This is a genomic window from Paenibacillus sp. 23TSA30-6 (assembly GCF_014858585.1).
Classification (GTDB): Bacteria; Bacillota; Bacilli; order Paenibacillales; family Paenibacillaceae; genus Paenibacillus.
This window is the reverse complement of sequence record NZ_SLTL01000004.1, coordinates 221,588-238,371: the sequence shown is the minus strand read 5'-3', so window position 1 is coordinate 238,371 and position 16,784 is coordinate 221,588. Positions and strand designations below refer to the sequence as shown.

At 48.2% G+C, this 16,784-nt stretch carries 20 protein-coding genes; 19 read left to right on the top strand and 1 reads right to left on the bottom strand.

Annotation, left to right across the window (positions count from 1 at the left end; genetic code table 11):
- Window positions 1-2: 2 nt before the first annotated feature.
- Window positions 3-995, bottom strand: coding sequence for a DUF1385 domain-containing protein (locus tag E0698_RS05705; protein WP_192510882.1), 993 nt, complete (start codon window positions 993-995; stop codon window positions 3-5).
- A gap of 1,058 nt (window positions 996-2,053) precedes the next feature.
- Here E0698_RS05705 and E0698_RS05700 point away from each other — a divergent pair.
- The 19 genes from E0698_RS05700 (at window position 2,054) to folD (ending at window position 16,777) form a co-directional block, all read left to right on the top strand.
- On the top strand, window positions 2,054-2,641 hold the full coding sequence (locus E0698_RS05700) for a YqhR family membrane protein (protein WP_192510881.1): 588 nt from the start codon (window positions 2,054-2,056) through the stop codon (window positions 2,639-2,641).
- Between the two features lie 81 nt (window positions 2,642-2,722).
- The gene (locus E0698_RS05695) at window positions 2,723-3,796 is read left to right on the top strand and encodes a M24 family metallopeptidase (RefSeq protein ID WP_192510880.1); all 1,074 of its coding nucleotides are present in this window, start codon (window positions 2,723-2,725) and stop codon (window positions 3,794-3,796) included.
- A gap of 33 nt (window positions 3,797-3,829) precedes the next feature.
- Window positions 3,830-4,387 (top strand): elongation factor P, encoded by a 558-nt coding sequence (efp, locus tag E0698_RS05690; RefSeq protein WP_044647663.1) that lies wholly within the window; start codon window positions 3,830-3,832, stop codon window positions 4,385-4,387.
- A gap of 201 nt (window positions 4,388-4,588) precedes the next feature.
- Complete coding sequence (locus tag E0698_RS05685; protein ID WP_192510879.1) at window positions 4,589-5,842, top strand: aspartate kinase; 1,254 nt, start codon at window positions 4,589-4,591, stop codon at window positions 5,840-5,842.
- A 351-nt stretch (window positions 5,843-6,193) separates the two neighbouring features.
- Window positions 6,194-7,189, top strand: a complete 996-nt coding sequence (gene spoIIIAA, locus E0698_RS05680) for a stage III sporulation protein AA (protein WP_134913717.1) — start codon at window positions 6,194-6,196, stop codon at window positions 7,187-7,189.
- Complete coding sequence (spoIIIAB, locus tag E0698_RS05675; RefSeq protein ID WP_149093527.1) at window positions 7,182-7,700, top strand: stage III sporulation protein SpoIIIAB; 519 nt, start codon at window positions 7,182-7,184, stop codon at window positions 7,698-7,700. Before spoIIIAA ends, spoIIIAB begins: the two co-directional genes overlap by 8 nt.
- 12 nt (window positions 7,701-7,712) lie before the next feature.
- A complete protein-coding gene (spoIIIAC, locus tag E0698_RS05670; protein ID WP_010345636.1) occupies window positions 7,713-7,916 on the top strand; it encodes a stage III sporulation protein AC in 204 nt (67 codons plus the stop codon).
- An 8-nt stretch (window positions 7,917-7,924) separates the two neighbouring features.
- Window positions 7,925-8,314: a stage III sporulation protein AD gene (gene spoIIIAD / locus E0698_RS05665; RefSeq protein WP_025683336.1), complete on the top strand. Its 390-nt coding sequence runs from the start codon at window positions 7,925-7,927 to the stop codon at window positions 8,312-8,314.
- A gap of 12 nt (window positions 8,315-8,326) precedes the next feature.
- Complete coding sequence (gene spoIIIAE / locus E0698_RS05660; protein ID WP_149093528.1) at window positions 8,327-9,517, top strand: stage III sporulation protein AE; 1,191 nt, start codon at window positions 8,327-8,329, stop codon at window positions 9,515-9,517.
- A gap of 34 nt (window positions 9,518-9,551) precedes the next feature.
- Complete coding sequence (spoIIIAF, locus tag E0698_RS05655) at window positions 9,552-10,316, top strand: stage III sporulation protein AF (RefSeq protein ID WP_192510878.1); 765 nt, start codon at window positions 9,552-9,554, stop codon at window positions 10,314-10,316.
- Window positions 10,317-10,332: 16 nt separating this feature from the next.
- Complete coding sequence (spoIIIAG, locus tag E0698_RS05650) at window positions 10,333-10,974, top strand: stage III sporulation protein AG (protein ID WP_192510877.1); 642 nt, start codon at window positions 10,333-10,335, stop codon at window positions 10,972-10,974.
- A gap of 59 nt (window positions 10,975-11,033) precedes the next feature.
- A complete protein-coding gene (locus E0698_RS05645; RefSeq protein ID WP_192510876.1) occupies window positions 11,034-11,861 on the top strand; it encodes a SpoIIIAH-like family protein in 828 nt (275 codons plus the stop codon).
- Window positions 11,862-11,999: 138 nt separating this feature from the next.
- Window positions 12,000-12,491, top strand: coding sequence for an acetyl-CoA carboxylase biotin carboxyl carrier protein (gene accB, locus E0698_RS05640; protein ID WP_134913725.1), 492 nt, complete (start codon window positions 12,000-12,002; stop codon window positions 12,489-12,491).
- Between the two features lie 61 nt (window positions 12,492-12,552).
- A complete protein-coding gene (gene accC / locus E0698_RS05635) occupies window positions 12,553-13,896 on the top strand; it encodes an acetyl-CoA carboxylase biotin carboxylase subunit (protein ID WP_134913727.1) in 1,344 nt (447 codons plus the stop codon).
- 124 nt (window positions 13,897-14,020) lie between these two features.
- Window positions 14,021-14,434, top strand: coding sequence for an Asp23/Gls24 family envelope stress response protein (locus E0698_RS05630; protein WP_134913729.1), 414 nt, complete (start codon window positions 14,021-14,023; stop codon window positions 14,432-14,434).
- A 73-nt stretch (window positions 14,435-14,507) separates the two neighbouring features.
- Window positions 14,508-15,047, top strand: a complete 540-nt coding sequence (amaP, locus tag E0698_RS05625; protein ID WP_134913731.1) for an alkaline shock response membrane anchor protein AmaP — start codon at window positions 14,508-14,510, stop codon at window positions 15,045-15,047.
- 15 nt (window positions 15,048-15,062) lie between these two features.
- Window positions 15,063-15,296 carry a DUF2273 domain-containing protein gene (locus E0698_RS05620; RefSeq protein ID WP_192510875.1) on the top strand — a complete coding sequence of 78 codons (234 nt, stop codon included), beginning with the start codon at window positions 15,063-15,065 and terminating at the stop codon, window positions 15,294-15,296.
- Window positions 15,297-15,431: 135 nt separating this feature from the next.
- The gene (gene nusB, locus E0698_RS05615) at window positions 15,432-15,881 is read left to right on the top strand and encodes a transcription antitermination factor NusB (RefSeq protein ID WP_025683328.1); all 450 of its coding nucleotides are present in this window, start codon (window positions 15,432-15,434) and stop codon (window positions 15,879-15,881) included.
- A 38-nt stretch (window positions 15,882-15,919) separates the two neighbouring features.
- Window positions 15,920-16,777 carry a bifunctional methylenetetrahydrofolate dehydrogenase/methenyltetrahydrofolate cyclohydrolase FolD gene (folD, locus tag E0698_RS05610; RefSeq protein WP_192510874.1) on the top strand — a complete coding sequence of 286 codons (858 nt, stop codon included), beginning with the start codon at window positions 15,920-15,922 and terminating at the stop codon, window positions 16,775-16,777.
- The last annotated feature ends 7 nt before the right edge of the window (window positions 16,778-16,784 follow it).

Genomic DNA, 16,784 nt, shown 5'->3' with positions numbered 1-16,784 from the left:
ACTCATCCTTTCACAGGATCAAGGACCGAGCTGTTGAAGGTCTCCTTTACAGGTACATTTTCCAACTCGGCATCCAATTCCAGCATACGCTTGAATGAAGCAATGGATACCTCTACTTGATCATCGGTCGGTTCTTTGGTGGTAAGTAGTTGCAGCCACAGGCCGGGGTATCCCAAATAACGGAGTACCGGGATCTCCCGCAGGGCATTGGTCAGCTTGAGAAATTCAAAGGAAAGCCCCAGCACGATTGGAAGCAGCAAAAGCCGCTGTCCCATACGCTCCCACAGATTATCATACGTAAACAGGGAATATACGAGTACCCCGATGATCACCGTGAGCATGATAAAGCTGCTACCACAACGGTAATGCAGACGACTGTATTTTTGCACATTAGCAGGAGTTAGTTCTTCACCCGCTTCATATGCGGTAATCACCTTATGTTCCGCTCCGTGATATTGGAACAGTCGCTTAATCAACGGAGTTTGGGAAATGCCCCATAAATAACCCAATAGCAGAATCAGCTTAATAGCCCCTTCCGCGAGGTTATGCAGAATCTGGTTGTGAAATAAATTTCCGAACAGGAAATCTTCCACCATAACCGGAACGAGGGTCAACACAATTTTGCCAAACAGGAAGGATAAAATGCCGACCGCCGCCACGCCGATCATCATACTCAGGCTCCAGCGAGATTCTTCTTTTTTCTTTTGTTCAGCGCGTTCTTCCGGCTCCACTTCATCATCGGCGTAGGCATCGGCTGAATAGTTTAAATGCTTTGTACCCTTGGCGCTGGAGTCGATGATGCTTACAATCCCCCGCAACAACGGGATTCTGCGAAATTTGGACACCCAGGATTGCTCCTTGCGCGGTACTTCCAAATATGTGATTTCGCCAGTCTTGCGGCGAACTGCCGTGACATTGACACGCTTGCCGCCGAACATGACACCTTCAATGACTGCCTGACCACCGTAGCTTACAGGCTTGGATGCTTGTGACAACCGTCTCACCTCTCTTTACACGTGCTTTTTTGTATATTGTATCGAATTTGGAAGGGAATATCTAGTTGTGGGAAAATGAGAGGCTGTATTTAGGCAGCTCCAAGCTCGGATCATCCTTCCGATCGCTGTTATCCCCAGATTTTTTGATTTTGTAAAAGATGTAATGGTAAAAATCCGGGGATAAAGGCGAACGCTACCGCTTCTTCAGGACGATTCCGAGCTTTCCGCTGCTGCCCACCTCTCGATTTGCCTTGGTTGGGGAGAGTAAGTTAGACTTTAAATGCTAAAAAGGCACGTTATTAGTTTGATGTGTGCTTTTACTTCTATTTTTCCAAACTCTATTTTATAGTGAAAATCGGGTTGGCCTTACAGCCAGAAGGCTTTTAGTCCTTTTTAGCTTGTACCGAATTTAAAAGCCTTACGGTTGGGAAAAATTTGCGAAGCTCTTGCCTCCGTAGTAAAATTCCTGTATCAACATTTGCTAAAAGTCCAATTTTACTGGCTGTAACCTTAACAAGTGATGTATTTAAATATGGTATCAATGCTTGGTCTGCGTAATTAACCTTTTTAAGGAAACAAGTGATGTGAATTTTTAGACTCAGAGCTTTTGAGTGGTTGAACAATAAATGTAAAAATGTTTCTTTTCTAATGCTCGTTGTGGGTGTTGAAAAGCAAAAAAGTTGGCTTAACCACATAAAGCAGTGGAGAAAACGGAATCGTTCTGAAGAAGCGATAGCGTTCGCCTTTGCCTCCGGAATTCTACCCTCTTGGGGGTATAAATCAGAAATATGGAGGCAACAGCGATCGGAAGAATGATCCGTTCGCGTAGCGGCCACATACACACGTAGTAGAAGTCATAAGCAGTCTTCGCCACACAACCCCTCATCATGTAACAACAACTCACCAAGTTCAGTGTTAAACTCATCCCCATCAGAGCATACTACCTAGCAAAATGGATATGCACGAATCCATTGAAATGCAGCCTTCTTCATGCGCCAATAAAAGTCATCCTTTTTAGCATGGAAAAAGTTTTGCTTCTTGAAAGGGGATCAAATAACATGAGTGACACCTATTCCATACCTAAGGTAGGCCATGATCAGGATCGGTCTGGCGAATCTCAGGATCAACGCGACCATAATAACAATAATAGCAGTCGAGGAAGACAGCAGTCGGGCAAAATACATACGCCGCTTATTCCTTTTGCACTCGAATTGGGCTTTTTTGCAGGCTTGCTCTGGGGATTACTGCGCTGGTTGTTTTATACATTGCATTTTACGGTAGTCGCACCGGGATTTTTGGCAGAGCCTTTTTTCAAGCATTCGTTCATGAAAACGACGGCGGGGCATCTGGTGGGTTTGCTGTTTTTTATCGCATTATCAGTTGTAGCGTCGCTGGTGTACACATGGATGTTTCGTAGATATAAGGGGCCTTTGCCTGGCATCGTTTACGGTCTGGTCTGGTGGGTTATTTTATTCGTGTTGACAGGTCCCAAGCTCGGGATGATGAATCCGCTTCATCGTTTGACCTGGGATTCCATATATACGGAAATTTGTGTGTTTATACTGTGGGGACTGTTTATCGGTTACACCGTTGCTGTTGAGTATACGGACGAGAGAAAGCGCGAGCCTGAGAAAGCTGGGGACTGAACGCAACAAAAACTTCTCAAGCGGCTATCGCCTGTGTTAAAATAGCATTTGGTTATTTGACAGAGGGGAGCGGGATGAAAGATGAAGAATGACCGGGTGTTAAAGCTGCGGCAGGCGCTGGGCGAGCATGATCTGCGGGCTATACTGATCACAAGCCCTGTCAACCGCCGATATTTGACAGGCTTCACCGGTTCGGCGGGTTATGTGCTGATTACGGAATCTCACAGCTATCTGCTGACCGACTTTCGTTATATGACGCAGGCTGCCGAACAAGCGGAAGGCTTCACGGTGGTACAACATGCTGCGCAGGTCATGGAAACGGTGAAAGAGTTGCTGTCCTCCCATCAGATCGGTGAAACAGGCTTCGAGCAGGACCATGTATCTGTTGCGACGCATAAAGCTTACAGCGAAGATTTGTCACCTGTTACATTAATTCCGGTATCGGGAATTGTTGAAAAGCTGCGGGTGTACAAGGATGCGGAAGAGCTGGAAGTGATGCAGCGGGCGGCGGATTTGGCAGATGCTACATTTGCACACATTTTGCCTTATATCAAACCGGGTGTCAGCGAGCGTGAGCTGGATCTGGAAATGGAATTCTTCATGCGCAAGCAGGGAGCTACGTCTTCCTCATTTGACACGATTGTGGCATCCGGGGTTCGTTCGGCACTGCCTCACGGTGTAGCCAGCTCCAAGCTGGTACAAGCGGGCGAACTGATTACTTTTGATTTCGGTGCGTTGCTGGATGGCTATTGCTCCGATTTGACACGTACAGTAGCCACGCAAGGGGGTTTGTCGCCGCAGCTACGTGAGATCTACGATATTGTGCTCAAGGCGCAGCTTCATGCGCTGGAACATATTAAGCCGGGCATGACGGGCCGTGAAGCGGATGCGCTGACTCGGGATATTATTGCAAGCCATGGCTATGGAGACAATTTCGGACATAGCACAGGTCATGGTCTAGGTCTGGAAGTCCATGAATCGACGCGTCTGTCGAAGGCAAGCGATGATATTCTGGAGCCCGGCATGGTTGTAACAGTCGAACCAGGTATTTATGTACCTGGATTAGGCGGCGTACGGATCGAGGATGATATCGTTATTACAGATAGCGGCATCAAGGTATTAACACATTCAAGCAAAGAATTTACAGTCGTTTAATAACGATAACAGTCCTGTAGGAGGGGTATTTTAGTGATTAACGTTAATGATTTCAAAACAGGCTTGACCGTCGAGGTAGACGGAGATATTTTTACAGTGCTAGACTTCCAACACGTAAAACCAGGTAAAGGTGCGGCATTCGTGCGCTCCAAGCTGAAAAACTTGCGTAACGGCAACACGGTTGAACGTACATTCCGTGCGGGTGAAACGATTGGCCGCGCGCAAATTGAAAACCGTGGTGTGTCCTACCTCTATGCGAGCGCAGACGAGCATACATTCATGGACAACGAAACATACGATCAATTCAACCTTTCCAGTGATCAACTAAAATGGGAACTTAACTTCCTGCAAGAAAACATGAATGTAAACATCATTAGCTATAATGGTGAAATTCTCGGGATTAACCTGCCTAATAGCGTAGAGCTGAAGGTTATTGACACGGAGCCGGGTATTAAAGGCAACACGGCTACAGGTGCTACCAAAAATGCTAAAGTTGAAACAGGACTGAACGTTCAGGTTCCTTTGTTCATCAACCAGGATGATGTACTGCTGATTGATACACGCGATGGTAAATATATTTCCCGCGCATAAAATGGTCTAGCTTCTTTATATCCTCTGTCCTTGTCAAGGACAGAGGATTATTTGTTATGAACAACTGTTATTAAAAAACATTGGCTCCGCATAGCACTTTCGTATTATACTGTACTAAAGTTATGCCGTAGGATGTCACGTTCAAAGTCGGTTGTGCCATCTCAAGGTTACATACTGTTGAGTCTGAGGGAGTGAATATCGTTGTCTTTGTATGTCATGAAATTCGGAGGCAGTTCCGTCGGTGATACGGAGCGCATGAAACGCGTGGCAAAACGCGTTGTTGAGAAACAGAGTGAAGGGCATCAATGTGTAGTTGTTGTTTCTGCGATGGGGGACACAACAGACGAACTGATCGACCAGGCCAAATTGCTGAATGAGCAGTTGCCTGCACGTGAGTTGGATATGCTGATGACGACTGGCGAGCAAATTTCGATTGCATTGTTGTCGATGGCTATTCAGCAGTTGGGACATGAGGCGGTATCGTTTACGGGATGGCAGGCTGGTTTCCGTACCGAATCCGAGCACGGTCGGGCGAGAATTACGGACATCCAACCTCAGCGGGTACTGGATGCACTAAGCAGTAATAAAATTGTCGTGGTTGCGGGTTTCCAGGGGATGTCTGCTGAAGGAGATATTACGACGCTGGGACGTGGTGGTTCTGACACAACGGCGGTTGCGCTGGCGGCGGCGATCCAGGCGGATGCTTGCGAAATTTACACGGATGTGGATGGCATATATTCTACAGATCCACGGATCGTGAAGGTTGCCCGTAAGCTTAAAGAAATTTCCTATGATGAAATGTTGGAATTAGCCAATCTGGGTGCGGCAGTGTTGCATCCACGTGCGGTAGAATATGCGAAACATAACCGGGTACCGCTGATTGTGCGGTCCAGTTTTAACCATAATGAAGGAACGGTCGTAAAGGAGGATGCAGTAATGGAGCAGGGCGTAGTAGTCAGTGGAATTGCATATGATAAAAATGTAGCAAGAATCAGTATTTTGGGCGTAGCCGATACTCCTGGTGTACTGGCGAAAGTATTCGGAACGCTGGCGGGAGCCAAAATTGATGTAGACATTATTGTGCAAAGCGGTGTTGAGGCTGGCAAAGCAGACTTTTCCTTTACAGTGGCTCTAACGGATCGCGAAGCAGCCTTAAAGACGTTGGAAGGCATTCGCACAGAGCTTCCATACCGTGAAGTGACGTCTGAAGAAAACCTCGTCAAGGTATCCATTGTAGGAGCGGGCATGGTTAGTCATCCAGGCGTTGCAGCGCAAATGTTTGCTGTGCTAGCAGACCAAGGCGTGAGCATTAAAATGGTAAGCACATCTGAAATCAAGGTATCGTGTGTGATTGAGGCAGGCAAACTCCATGAGGTCATTCAGGCGCTGCATACAGCGTACAATCTGGATACTGAGGAGCAAGCATTTGTGGGTGGACCTCAGGATCGTCGGTAATTGAATGGGAATATTGCGCCTCCTATTTATAGTTTGATAATCATAGAATATAGCAATAGGTTAAGAGGTTGTCTTTTCAGCGAGTGTCAGGCTGAATGGCAGCCTCTTTTATTGTGAATCTATTGTTTTTGTTCCAGGGTATCCCTTAGCCGTCAAGGCTTCGGGGTGCCTTTTTTGATTTTTGCAGATTCCACGAAGGCGCTTTAGGTGGCGGGGAATATGTTTGTTGAGGTCTGATAGGAGCTTTGAAATCAACGACTAGGTTTTCGATATATTTTCGGCATAAAAAGCGAGAGTCGGCCATAGACTTGTCTTAAAGAAAAAGGACAACTTTGAGGGGGCGGCATCGGTATGGAATGGCTGGAGTTATTTCCCGAACCGTTGCACGGTATACTCGGAAAGCTTCCGGAAACGGTATTCAAGCAACTGGAAGAAATTAGGGTCCGGGAAGGAAGGCCGCTGGAAATTAATACGAATGGTGAACATCATTTTGTAACGTCCGCCGGTCGGCTGACTTTGAACCATATGGAAGCCTATAAGCCGGACCGGGAGGATGCCCACCGTTTGCTGGATTTTATCAGCAATCATTCCCTGTACACCATGGAGGAGGAGCTTCGCAAAGGGTTTATTACCATTCCCGGGGGGCACCGGATCGGGTTGGCAGGAAGAACGGTCCTTAGCAGGGGGCGAGTGGAGCATTTGAGGGATATTAGCAGCTTTAATGTAAGAATTGCCCGGGCAATTCCCGGTATAGCGGATCGCATATTGCCCTATGTAGCGGATCGGAAGTCCGGTAAAATCCTTCACACCCTCATTTTGTCCCCACCTCAGCATGGCAAAACAACACTGCTTAGGGACTTGGCCCGGCAACTAAGCTACGGTGGGCTGGAAAGCAACGGGGGACGACGAAGCGGACTCAAGGTAGGCATCATAGACGAACGCTCGGAAATTGCCGGCAGTCACAAGGGCATCCCCGGTTTTGACGTCGGACCTCGAACCGACGTATTGGATGGATGTCCGAAAGCAGAAGGCATGATGATGATGATTCGTTCCATGTCGCCAGATGTGCTGATCGTCGATGAAATCGGACGACCAGAGGATGCCGAGGCGGTGCGTGAAGCGCTCCATGCGGGGATCGCAGTCATTGCTTCCGCACATGGGCGCGATGTGGCTGAAATGGCGACCCGGCCTGCTTTTGCCGGATTGACGACAGGGCAGGAACTGTTTCAGCTTTACGTCATGCTGGAGCGGACGAGCCGGGGCGTCTCCTTCCGGCTGGCAGATGCCAAGCAGCGTAGGCTGACGCTGTCCGGAGAAGGGCAGAACGGAGGTATTTCCTATGCTTAAGCTGCTGGGAGCCGCTTTGGTTATACTCGCCGCTACACTGGCTGGCTGGCAGCGGGCAAGGCAGTTTGCACTGAGGCCGCGGCAGATCAGAGAACTGATTCTCGCGCTGCAAAGGCTGACCACTGAGGTTTCCTATGGGGTGTCCCCGTTGCCGGATGCTTTTGCCAAGACGGGAGAGCCGCTGCGGGAGCCGCTGCGAACCTTATTCCAGCAAGCCTCACACTGGATGCACCCCTCCTTTGGGCTGACCGCCAGAGAAAGCCTGCATAAAGCGATTGAGGCCTCGTGGAGCCGCTCCAGCATGCAGCAGGCCGAGAAGGAAGCGATGCGGCAGCTTGCTTACAGTCTCGGAACCAGCGACCGTGAAGACCAGATCAAGCACATTGCGCTAACCATCCAGCAGCTAACTCATGAGGAAGCACAGGCGCAGGCGGATCAGGTGAGATACGAGCGCATGAGCAGAAGCCTGGGACTGCTGATCGGAGCATTGATCGTCATTTTGATCTATTAGCGGGGTGCTCGAATGAATTTAGAAGTGAACGCTATTTTTCAGATTGCCGGAATTGGCATTATTATCGCCATGATTCATACCGTACTCAAGCAAATGGGCAAAGAAGACATGGCCCACTGGGTAACGGTTATCGGCTTTGTTGTAGTGCTGTTCATGGTGGTACGAATGCTGGATAACCTTCTGCAAGAGATCAAATCTATCTTTCTTTTTCAGTAGGTGGACACATGGAAATCATTCAGGTGGTCGGCTTCGCCCTGATTGCCACGGTTCTTATTTTGGTCATTAAGGAACAGAAGCCGATGTTTGCTTTTCTGATTGCGACAGCCGCGGGAATCGTCATTTTTTTACTGTTGATTGGCAAGATTGGGTCTGTGGTTGCTGTGCTGGAGCGTCTGGCAAGGTCATCGGGCATGGATATGATTTATTTTAAAACCGTTCTGAAAATTATCGGTATCGCTTATATTGCCGAATTTGGAGCGCAGGTGGTTCGGGATGCGGGACAAGACGGGATTGCCTCCAAAATTGAGCTTACAGGAAAGGTGCTCATCATGGTGCTGGCAATCCCGATTATCAGCATAATTATTGACACGATTCTGAAGCTGATGCCCGCCTGAGGGGGTGATGCCATGAAAAGGCTGGAGGGCATGCCGAATCTCAAAGTGGTGGTCATTTTGCTACTATGCCTCTGGTGTGCCTCGGCTGCGGTTATCTTTGCAGATACACCTACGAATGAATGGATCAGACAACAGGCGGAGCAGATGCCCAAAGATGAGGTAGAGCATTATTGGGACGGGCTGATGCAGCAATATGGCGGATTTTTCCCTGATCAGAAAACGCCTTCCTTCATGGACATGCTGCTTCCGGGCGGTGAAGGATTCAGTATTAAGGGTGTATTGAGCGCCATAGCTGACTTTTTCATCCACGAAATTCGGGTCAACGCCAAGCTGCTCGTCACCATTGTTATGCTCAGCATTATGAGTATGGTGCTGGAAACTCTACAAAGTGCTTTTGAAAGTAATCAGGTCAGCAAGGTCGCCTACGCGATTGTATATATGGTCATTATCATTTTGGCGATTAACAGCTTTAGTGTAGCGATTGGTTATGCAAAAGAAGCCATTGACAGCATGATTCACTTTATGATGGCGATGCTGCCTCTGCTGTTTACCATGTTGGCCTCGATGGGCAACGTCGTAACGGTTTCGGTCACCCACCCGCTAATTGTATTTATGATCAACACGGTCGGGACGGTCATTCATACGCTGGTGTTCCCGTTGCTGTTCTTCTCGGCGGTGTTGTATCTGGTCAACTCATTGACAGGCAAATACAAGCTGACCCAATTAGCCGATCTGCTTCGCAACGCCGGAGTGGGGGTGCTGGGGGTGCTGCTGACCATTTTTCTGGGTGTCATTTCGGTACAGGGCTTGACGTCGTCTGTTACTGACGGGTTAACCATTCGAACGGCCAAGTATGTTACAGGCAGCTTTGTTCCGGTGGTGGGTAAGGCGCTGGCAGATGCGACAGATACGGTCATTTCGGCTTCGTTACTCGTGAAAAATGCTATTGGTCTGGTGGGAGTCATCATTATCCTGTTCCTATGTGCCTTTCCTGCTCTCAAGATTCTGACGCTAGCCCTGATCTATAAAGTCACAGCAGCGATTATGCAGCCTTTGGGAGATACGCCTATTGTGGAATGCCTGGATGCAATCGGTAAAAGCATGATTTATGTCTTCGCAGCGCTGGCGGCAGTGGGGTTAATGTCCTTCCTTGCGATTACGATCATGCTCGCGGCAGGCAATATGACGGTCATGATGAGGTGAATGATCGACAATCAAACGGGGGGAGGGGAGTAACGTGACCTGGCTGGGAGGCTGGCTTAAGGAACTGGTGCTGATTGTGCTGCTGGCTTCTTTTATCGATATGACCTTGCCAAGCCGTTCCATGGAAAGGTATGTGAAGCTCGTACTCAGCCTGCTTATTCTACTGACGCTACTCTCTCCGGTCGTGCGTTTGCTGAGTACCAGTCCTTCCGAGCTTCTGGGACGTGCATTTGATCTTCAGCGCCAAGCAGAGACAGGTAAGAGCGAACCGACATTGGAGGAAATTTTGGCAAAAGGCAGCAAGTTGAAGCAGCAGCAGGAGCAAAGTTCCATGCAGTGGGCTGGTCAAGAGGTCGCCAAGGAAATCAAGGGACAGTTGGAGCAGAATACCGGGTTAGCGATTCAATCGGTTCAAGTTACGCTTGCTCAGATGAAGCAGGAATCGTCGAATCTGGAGGCTGGAACGGGAATACAATCTGTAGTGGTTAAGCTGGCGGAGCAGCAGGCTGGACGTGAGGAGAAAAGTACGAATCTTCCGCCAGGTGCGGACTCCAAGCCGATTATGGTAGAGCCTGTAGCTGAAAAAAATATCCACGTAGAGCCAATCCCTGAAAAAACATCGGATCAAAAGAAGGGAGCGCCGGAGAGGGCCAATAGTAGCGCGGAAACCTTTGATGGTAAAAAGATAGCGGACACGCAAACTTTTGGTCTAATTACGGGGCTGCTGCACGAAAGATGGGGAATCGACAGCAAAAATGTTCAGGTGCTATCTTCGCAGAACGGTACACATGAATGGTGACAGGAGGTGAGCAGAAATGGGCAAATGGATGAAAAAGCTGGAGCAATGGATGGGCGGGGGGGCAGACGGGCCCAAAAGGTTTAATTCATTTCGCTGGCTGCTTATTCTCGGTCTTATCGGGGTCGCGATCATGCTTTTTAATTCGTTCGTGAATGTGAAAAAGGTGGATCCTGAAAATGTGGGGCGGGAGCCGCCTGGCGTGATGAAAAATGAACCTTCACTTCAGACAACGGGGGATGAGGAAAGTTCCTTTGCCGGAATTGAGAAGGTGTTCGAAGATAATATGAAGCAGATGCTAGAGCAGATTGTTGGTGTAGGGACGGTCGATGTCATGGTTACGGTTGACTCCACTGAGGAAGTCATCGTTCAGCGCAATGTGAAGGATATGCAGGAAGAAAATAATGAGACGGATGCCAATGGCGGTCAGCGACATACCACTCAATACACACGTGATGGAGAGATTGTCACCTATGAATCGTCAGGAGGCCAGCACACCCCGATTGTTACCAAAAAAGTAAAACCACAGGTGAGGGGAGTTCTGGTTGTGGCGATGGGAGCAGAAAACCCTACCGTGAAGCAGTTGATTGTGGATGCCGTACAGAAAGGGCTTAATGTCCCTTCCTATAAAATTTCAGTTGTCCCGCGTAAGCAGGGATAGATTAAATCATAAGCAGGGATAAATGAAAATCCTAATTTAATCATATTGGAGGACGGAACATGAATAACAAAAGACAAACCGTTTGGCTGGTGTCCATGCTGAGTTTAATGGTCGTACTGTCTGCGTACTATCTGTTTACGGAGGACTCCAGCCCGGCTAACCCGCCTGTGGCGGACAGTGAGCAAGTGAGCAAGGTTAAGCAGGATACCGCCCAGGAAGCGACAGGCAAGGCAGAAGAGCAACTGAACGAGCTGAAAGTGAATGAAGTGGTGACCAATGGTGAAGTTACCGGAGAAGGGACTGCCTCTTCCGCAAAGACGGACACGGCTGCCGCAACGGATCCTGCTACCGAATCTACTACAGGCGAAAATAAAGATACGGCCGCTGCCCCGGCTACCGAGTCTGCTAAATCGGATCAAAATACTACTGCTGCCGCGCCGGATACGACGTCAAAAAGTGACGATAAAACAGCATCCACCGCGAAAACGGACCAGCAGGTGCTCGATCAGGTGGCAACGGAACAAGCCGCGAAGCCTACGGCCGCTGCTGTTATCGACAACTACTTGCTGGAGCGGGATGTGGCAAATCAAAAGAAAAATGACGAGCTGACGACTGCAATGAACGATAGCACTGCCAAAAAAGCCGCTGAAGCACAAAAAGAACTACATGTACTGGAAGACAAACAGGCGAAAATTACCGGAATTGAGGAAGAGCTTCAGCAGCAGTTCGCCAATGCGGTTGTCCGCGAAGAAGATGCTGATAAATACAAGGTAGTAGTTCTGAGTGAAAAACTGGATGCTAAACAAGCGGTAACGATCGTCGATAAAGTCATGAAAGAATTGAACGTAACACAGGATAAGATCAGTGTCCAGTATGTTACACAATAAGACAAAAATCGAGAAAAAGCCCGGATTTCTGTACATTTCCGGGCTCTTTCTATTTTTAATGATTGTGATATAATACATAAAGCTGTTTCAACAATGTTATCAGCAACCGGCAAAATGCTGAAGGAGTGATTAATAGAGATGTTCAAATTAAGCGAGATTAAGGAATTGATCAAGCTGGTGGATGAAACGTCTGTACATGAGCTTGAAATTGAAAATGAAGGAACTCGGCTGTTGATCCGTAAACCGGGCAAAAGCGAGATCGTTACTGTACAGGCCCCTGTGGCAGCACCTGTTTATACAGCGGCACCACAAACTGCTATTCCGAATCCACAAGCACAATCCGATGCAGGACATGCATCTGTTGGGGAAAACAAGGAATATGCAAGCAATCTACATAAAATCGTATCTCCGATGGTAGGGACTTTCTATAGTTCTTCATCCCCGGATACGGCTTCGTATGTGAGTATCGGCAGTAAAGTAGGCGAGAAAACAACGGTGTGTATTATTGAAGCGATGAAGCTGATGAACGAGCTGGAAGCTGAAGTGAAGGGCGAAATTGTGGAAATTTTGGCCGAAAACGGACAGTTGGTCGAGTATGGCCAGCCATTGTTCCTTGTGAAACCGGAGTAAGACGCTTGCTTGTACCCTTTTTTGAGGGTTCAGCCAGACTGCTCCCAGGGAGGATAAAGTCATGACATTTCAAAAAGTATTGATTGCGAATCGTGGAGAAATTGCGGTTCGTATCATTCGCGCTTGCCGCGAAATGAATATTTCGACGGTTGCCGTATATTCGGAAGCCGACAAGGATTCGTTACATGTGCGTCTCGCAGATGAGGCTTACTGTATCGGACCGAAGCTGTCCAAGGACAGCTACCTGAATTTTACGAACCTGATGAGCGTTGCGACATTGACTGAATGTGATGCGATTCATCCAGGTTACGGATTTTTGGCTGAAAACGCCGACTTCGCTGAAATTTGCGAATCTTGCAATATTACGTTTATTGGTCCTTCTCCTGAAGCGATTAACAAAATGGGAGACAAGGCTGTCGCCAAGCAGACGATGAAGGATGCCGGGGTTCCGGTCATTCCGGGTTCGGACGGGCTGGTGGAGGATCTGCAGGATGCCATTACCATTGCTCGCGATATTGGCTATCCCGTGATCATCAAGGCCACAGCAGGTGGCGGCGGTAAAGGTATCCGTATCGCCGAGGATGAAGATAATCTTATTCAACAAATCACTACCGCCCAGCAGGAAGCGCAAAAAGCGTTTGGCAACGCGGGTGTATATCTGGAAAAATATTTGACCGGTATGAAGCACGTGGAGATTCAGATCATAGCGGACAAGCACGGCAATGTTGCGCATCTGGGCGAAAGGGACTGCTCTGTGCAGCGCCGTCGTCAGAAGCTGCTGGAGGAAGCTCCGTGTCCTGTACTTTCGCAGGATGTGCGTGAAGAAATGGGTCAGGCAGCCGTTCGTGCGGCTTTGGCTGTACAATACTCCGGTGCGGGAACACTGGAATTTTTGCTCGGACCGGATAATCAATTTTATTTTATGGAAATGAACACACGTATTCAGGTCGAACATCCCGTAACGGAGATGATTACCGGTGTGGATTTGATTAAAGAAATGATTTTGGTCGCTGAAGGGCATCCGCTTTCCTTTACTCAGGAAGAAGTCACCATCAATGGATGGGCGATAGAGTGCCGTATTAACGCCGAGGACCCTGATCGCAATTTTATGCCTGCACCGGGTAAAATCGGATTTTATCTGCCTCCAGGCGGCCCTGGGGTACGCGTAGACAGCGCAGCCTATCCGGGTTACAGCATTCCTCCTTATTATGACTCTATGATTGCCAAATTGATTGTGTGGGCGCCTACACGTCAGGAAGCGATTGCCAAAATGAAGCGGGCTCTGTCCGAGTTTGCCATTGAAGGCATACCAACAACGATTTCTTTTCATCAACGATTGTTGGAGCATCCGACCTTCATCAAAGGCGATTTTGATATTAAATTTTTGGAGGAAAACGAAGTTTAATCGGTATATTTCCTCAGTTTGTCATAATGAACGCCAAATGATATAGTATGGATAATAAGTGAGCATGTCTGCTTTGAAATCCAAAGCTGAAGTGAAACTTATTTTACCGAAAGGTGTTGAAGGTATGAGCACAGTGCCAACCGAATTCGAGCGTACAGAAATTGGGGAGATTCAGATTGCCCCGGAGGTTATTGAAGTCATTGCCGGACTAGCAACCGTTGAGGTGCCAGGCGTAGCGGGAATGAGTGGTGGATTTGCAGGCGGATTTGCCGAACTGCTGGGCCGCAAAAATTTATCCAAAGGTGTAAAAGTGGAAGTCGGACAGCGTGAAGCTGCTGTAGACGTCTCTGTCATTATTGAGTACGGTAACCGTCTGCCTGAGGTGGCTGCTGCTATTCAGCACAATGTTAAGCGCTCCATTGAAACCATGACAGGCCTTAACGTTGTTGAAGTGAACGTGCAAATTCACGATGTTCAATTCAAAAATGCCGAAAAAGTAGAAGAGCCAGAAGTTCTGGGCGCCGGACGGGTTAAATAGAGCGATACTTTGTACAAACCCCCGACCCTTAAGGGTCGAGGGTTTACTCTAATTTAAGGAGGCTGTGCGTTTCGTGGCTAAAGTTATGGACAGACTTCTGCTGTTCTTGTACAGCTTAAGTATCGGAATTATTTCCATTCTCGCCATCCTCCTCCTGAGCGGGGCCATTCCGTATGCATTAAGCATTCAGGATGAGCGGGTAGTGTGGTTTACCAGCTTGATTATTGCAGGAGTACTGTTGTTGTTGAGTCTCCGGGTTTTCTATATCTCCATTCGCCGGAATCAAACGGTACAGCACTCTATTGATCAACGAACAGAGTACGGTGACATTCAGATTTCAGTGGATACCATCGAAAATCTGTGTCTCAAAGCAGCCTCCAGATTTCGTGGAGTACAGGACTTGAAAGCACGTATTCGCGTGCTGGAATCGGGACTTGATATTACGATTCGGGCGGTTGTGGATGGGGAAGGCTCCATTCCGGTCTTAACCTCCGAGGTACAAAAGGGGGTACACGACCATGTGGAAGAAATTACGGGAATTCCTGTGTCCAATGTGTCTGTGTACATCGCCAATGTTTCTCAGTCACCAAGCTTTAAGAGTCGTGTGGAATAGAGGTGATTTTCCCAGATGCCCTGGAAAGAAATATGGGGAAGTTACAAGGGCCGGGTCACGGGGATTACGGCCGGTATTTTTTTCGGGTTTATTTATTTGTGGGCAGGCTTTTGGAATATGTTGTTCTTTGCATTGATGGTGTTCATCGGATATACGCTAGGAAGACGTAGTGACTCAGCGCTAGGTTCCCTCCTCCCTTGGAAGGATTGGAGCGACTGGCTGTCGCAACGTTGGCGTCCTTTTAAATGAACCCTGTGATACGCTTTCTCCAAAATAGAGCTGTAGCTTCTTTGCGCCCAACGTTTTGGAGGATGCGTTCACAGGTTTTTTTGTGGAATTGGTTAAAATGAAAAAATAGATACAGGCAAGCGTAGGAGGCAGGGCATGAAAAGACGTCTGGCGAGGGAAATAGCGGTACAAAGCATGTACCATATGGAAATGAATGAAGTGGATGCAGCAGCGGCAGTAGATATGTTGCTCCAGGAAGCGGCAGAGGATAACGAAGCGGAAGTAGTCATCAAAAATGCAGCAGTGTTAAGGGCTTACGTATTGGAGCATGTGCGGGGTACCTGGGAACACAAGGAAGCGATTGACAAACTTTTGGTGGATTATCTTAAAGGCTGGCAGATCAGCAGACTTTCACGCGTGGATCGCCAAATTTTGAGACTGGCGGCATATGAAATGATTTTCCGTGAGGATGTGCCGGCTAAAGTTGCAGTCAATGAAGCGATTGAATTGTCCAAGCATTTTGGCACCGAGGAGTCAGGTAAATTTGTCAACGGTGTTCTGGGACGGATTATACAAGAGCTGGAGCAGCTGAAAGCACGGTTTTAAGTTGAGATTATTTTACTCAGGTTGGGGAGTGGTTGAACATGTCAGCACCGATCATTGATGGCAAACAAATCTCTAAGGATATTCGCGCAGGCATTCAGCAGGAGGTCGTTCGTCTGAAGGAGCACAACTTTCAGCCTGGACTGGCTGTCGTACTGGTAGGTGAAGATCCTGCTTCTCAGGTATATGTTAGAAACAAGGAAAAGGCATGTCATGATCTCGGTTATTATTCCGAGGTACATCGGTTGGCAGCAGATACTTCGCAGGAAGCGTTGCTGGAGCTGGTGGACAAGTTGAATCACCAAAGTAATATTCACGGGATTCTGGTACAGCTTCCGTTGCCAAAGCACATTCATGAAAAAGCAGTCATTGACGCTATTGCAGTCGAGAAGGATGTAGATGGATTCCATCCGGTAAACGTGGGGAATCTGGTTATCGGTGATGATAGCCTTCTGCCTTGTACTCCTGCTGGAGTCATTGAGCTGATCAAGCGTGCGGGGGTAGAAATTGCGGGCAAGCATGCGGTAGTCATTGGTCGCAGTAATATCGTGGGCAAGCCGGTATCGCTGTTATTGCAGCGCGAAAATGCTACGGTGACCATGTGTCACTCTCGTACAGCGAATATAGCCGAGCTGAGTCGGCAAGCGGATATTTTAGTTGTTGCCATCGGCAAAGCCAACTTTATTGATGCTTCGTTCGTGAAACCCGGAGCAGTGGTTATTGATGTAGGCATGAATCGTCTGGAGAGCGGAAAACTGGCGGGTGACGTTGATTTTGAGAGCGTGAAGCAAGTTTCCGGTCCGATTACGCCTGTTCCCGGCGGTGTAGGTCCGATGACGATTACTATGCTCATGCAAAATACGCTCGTAGCGGCCAAGCGGTCGCACGGTTTGGCATAAGGGCGGT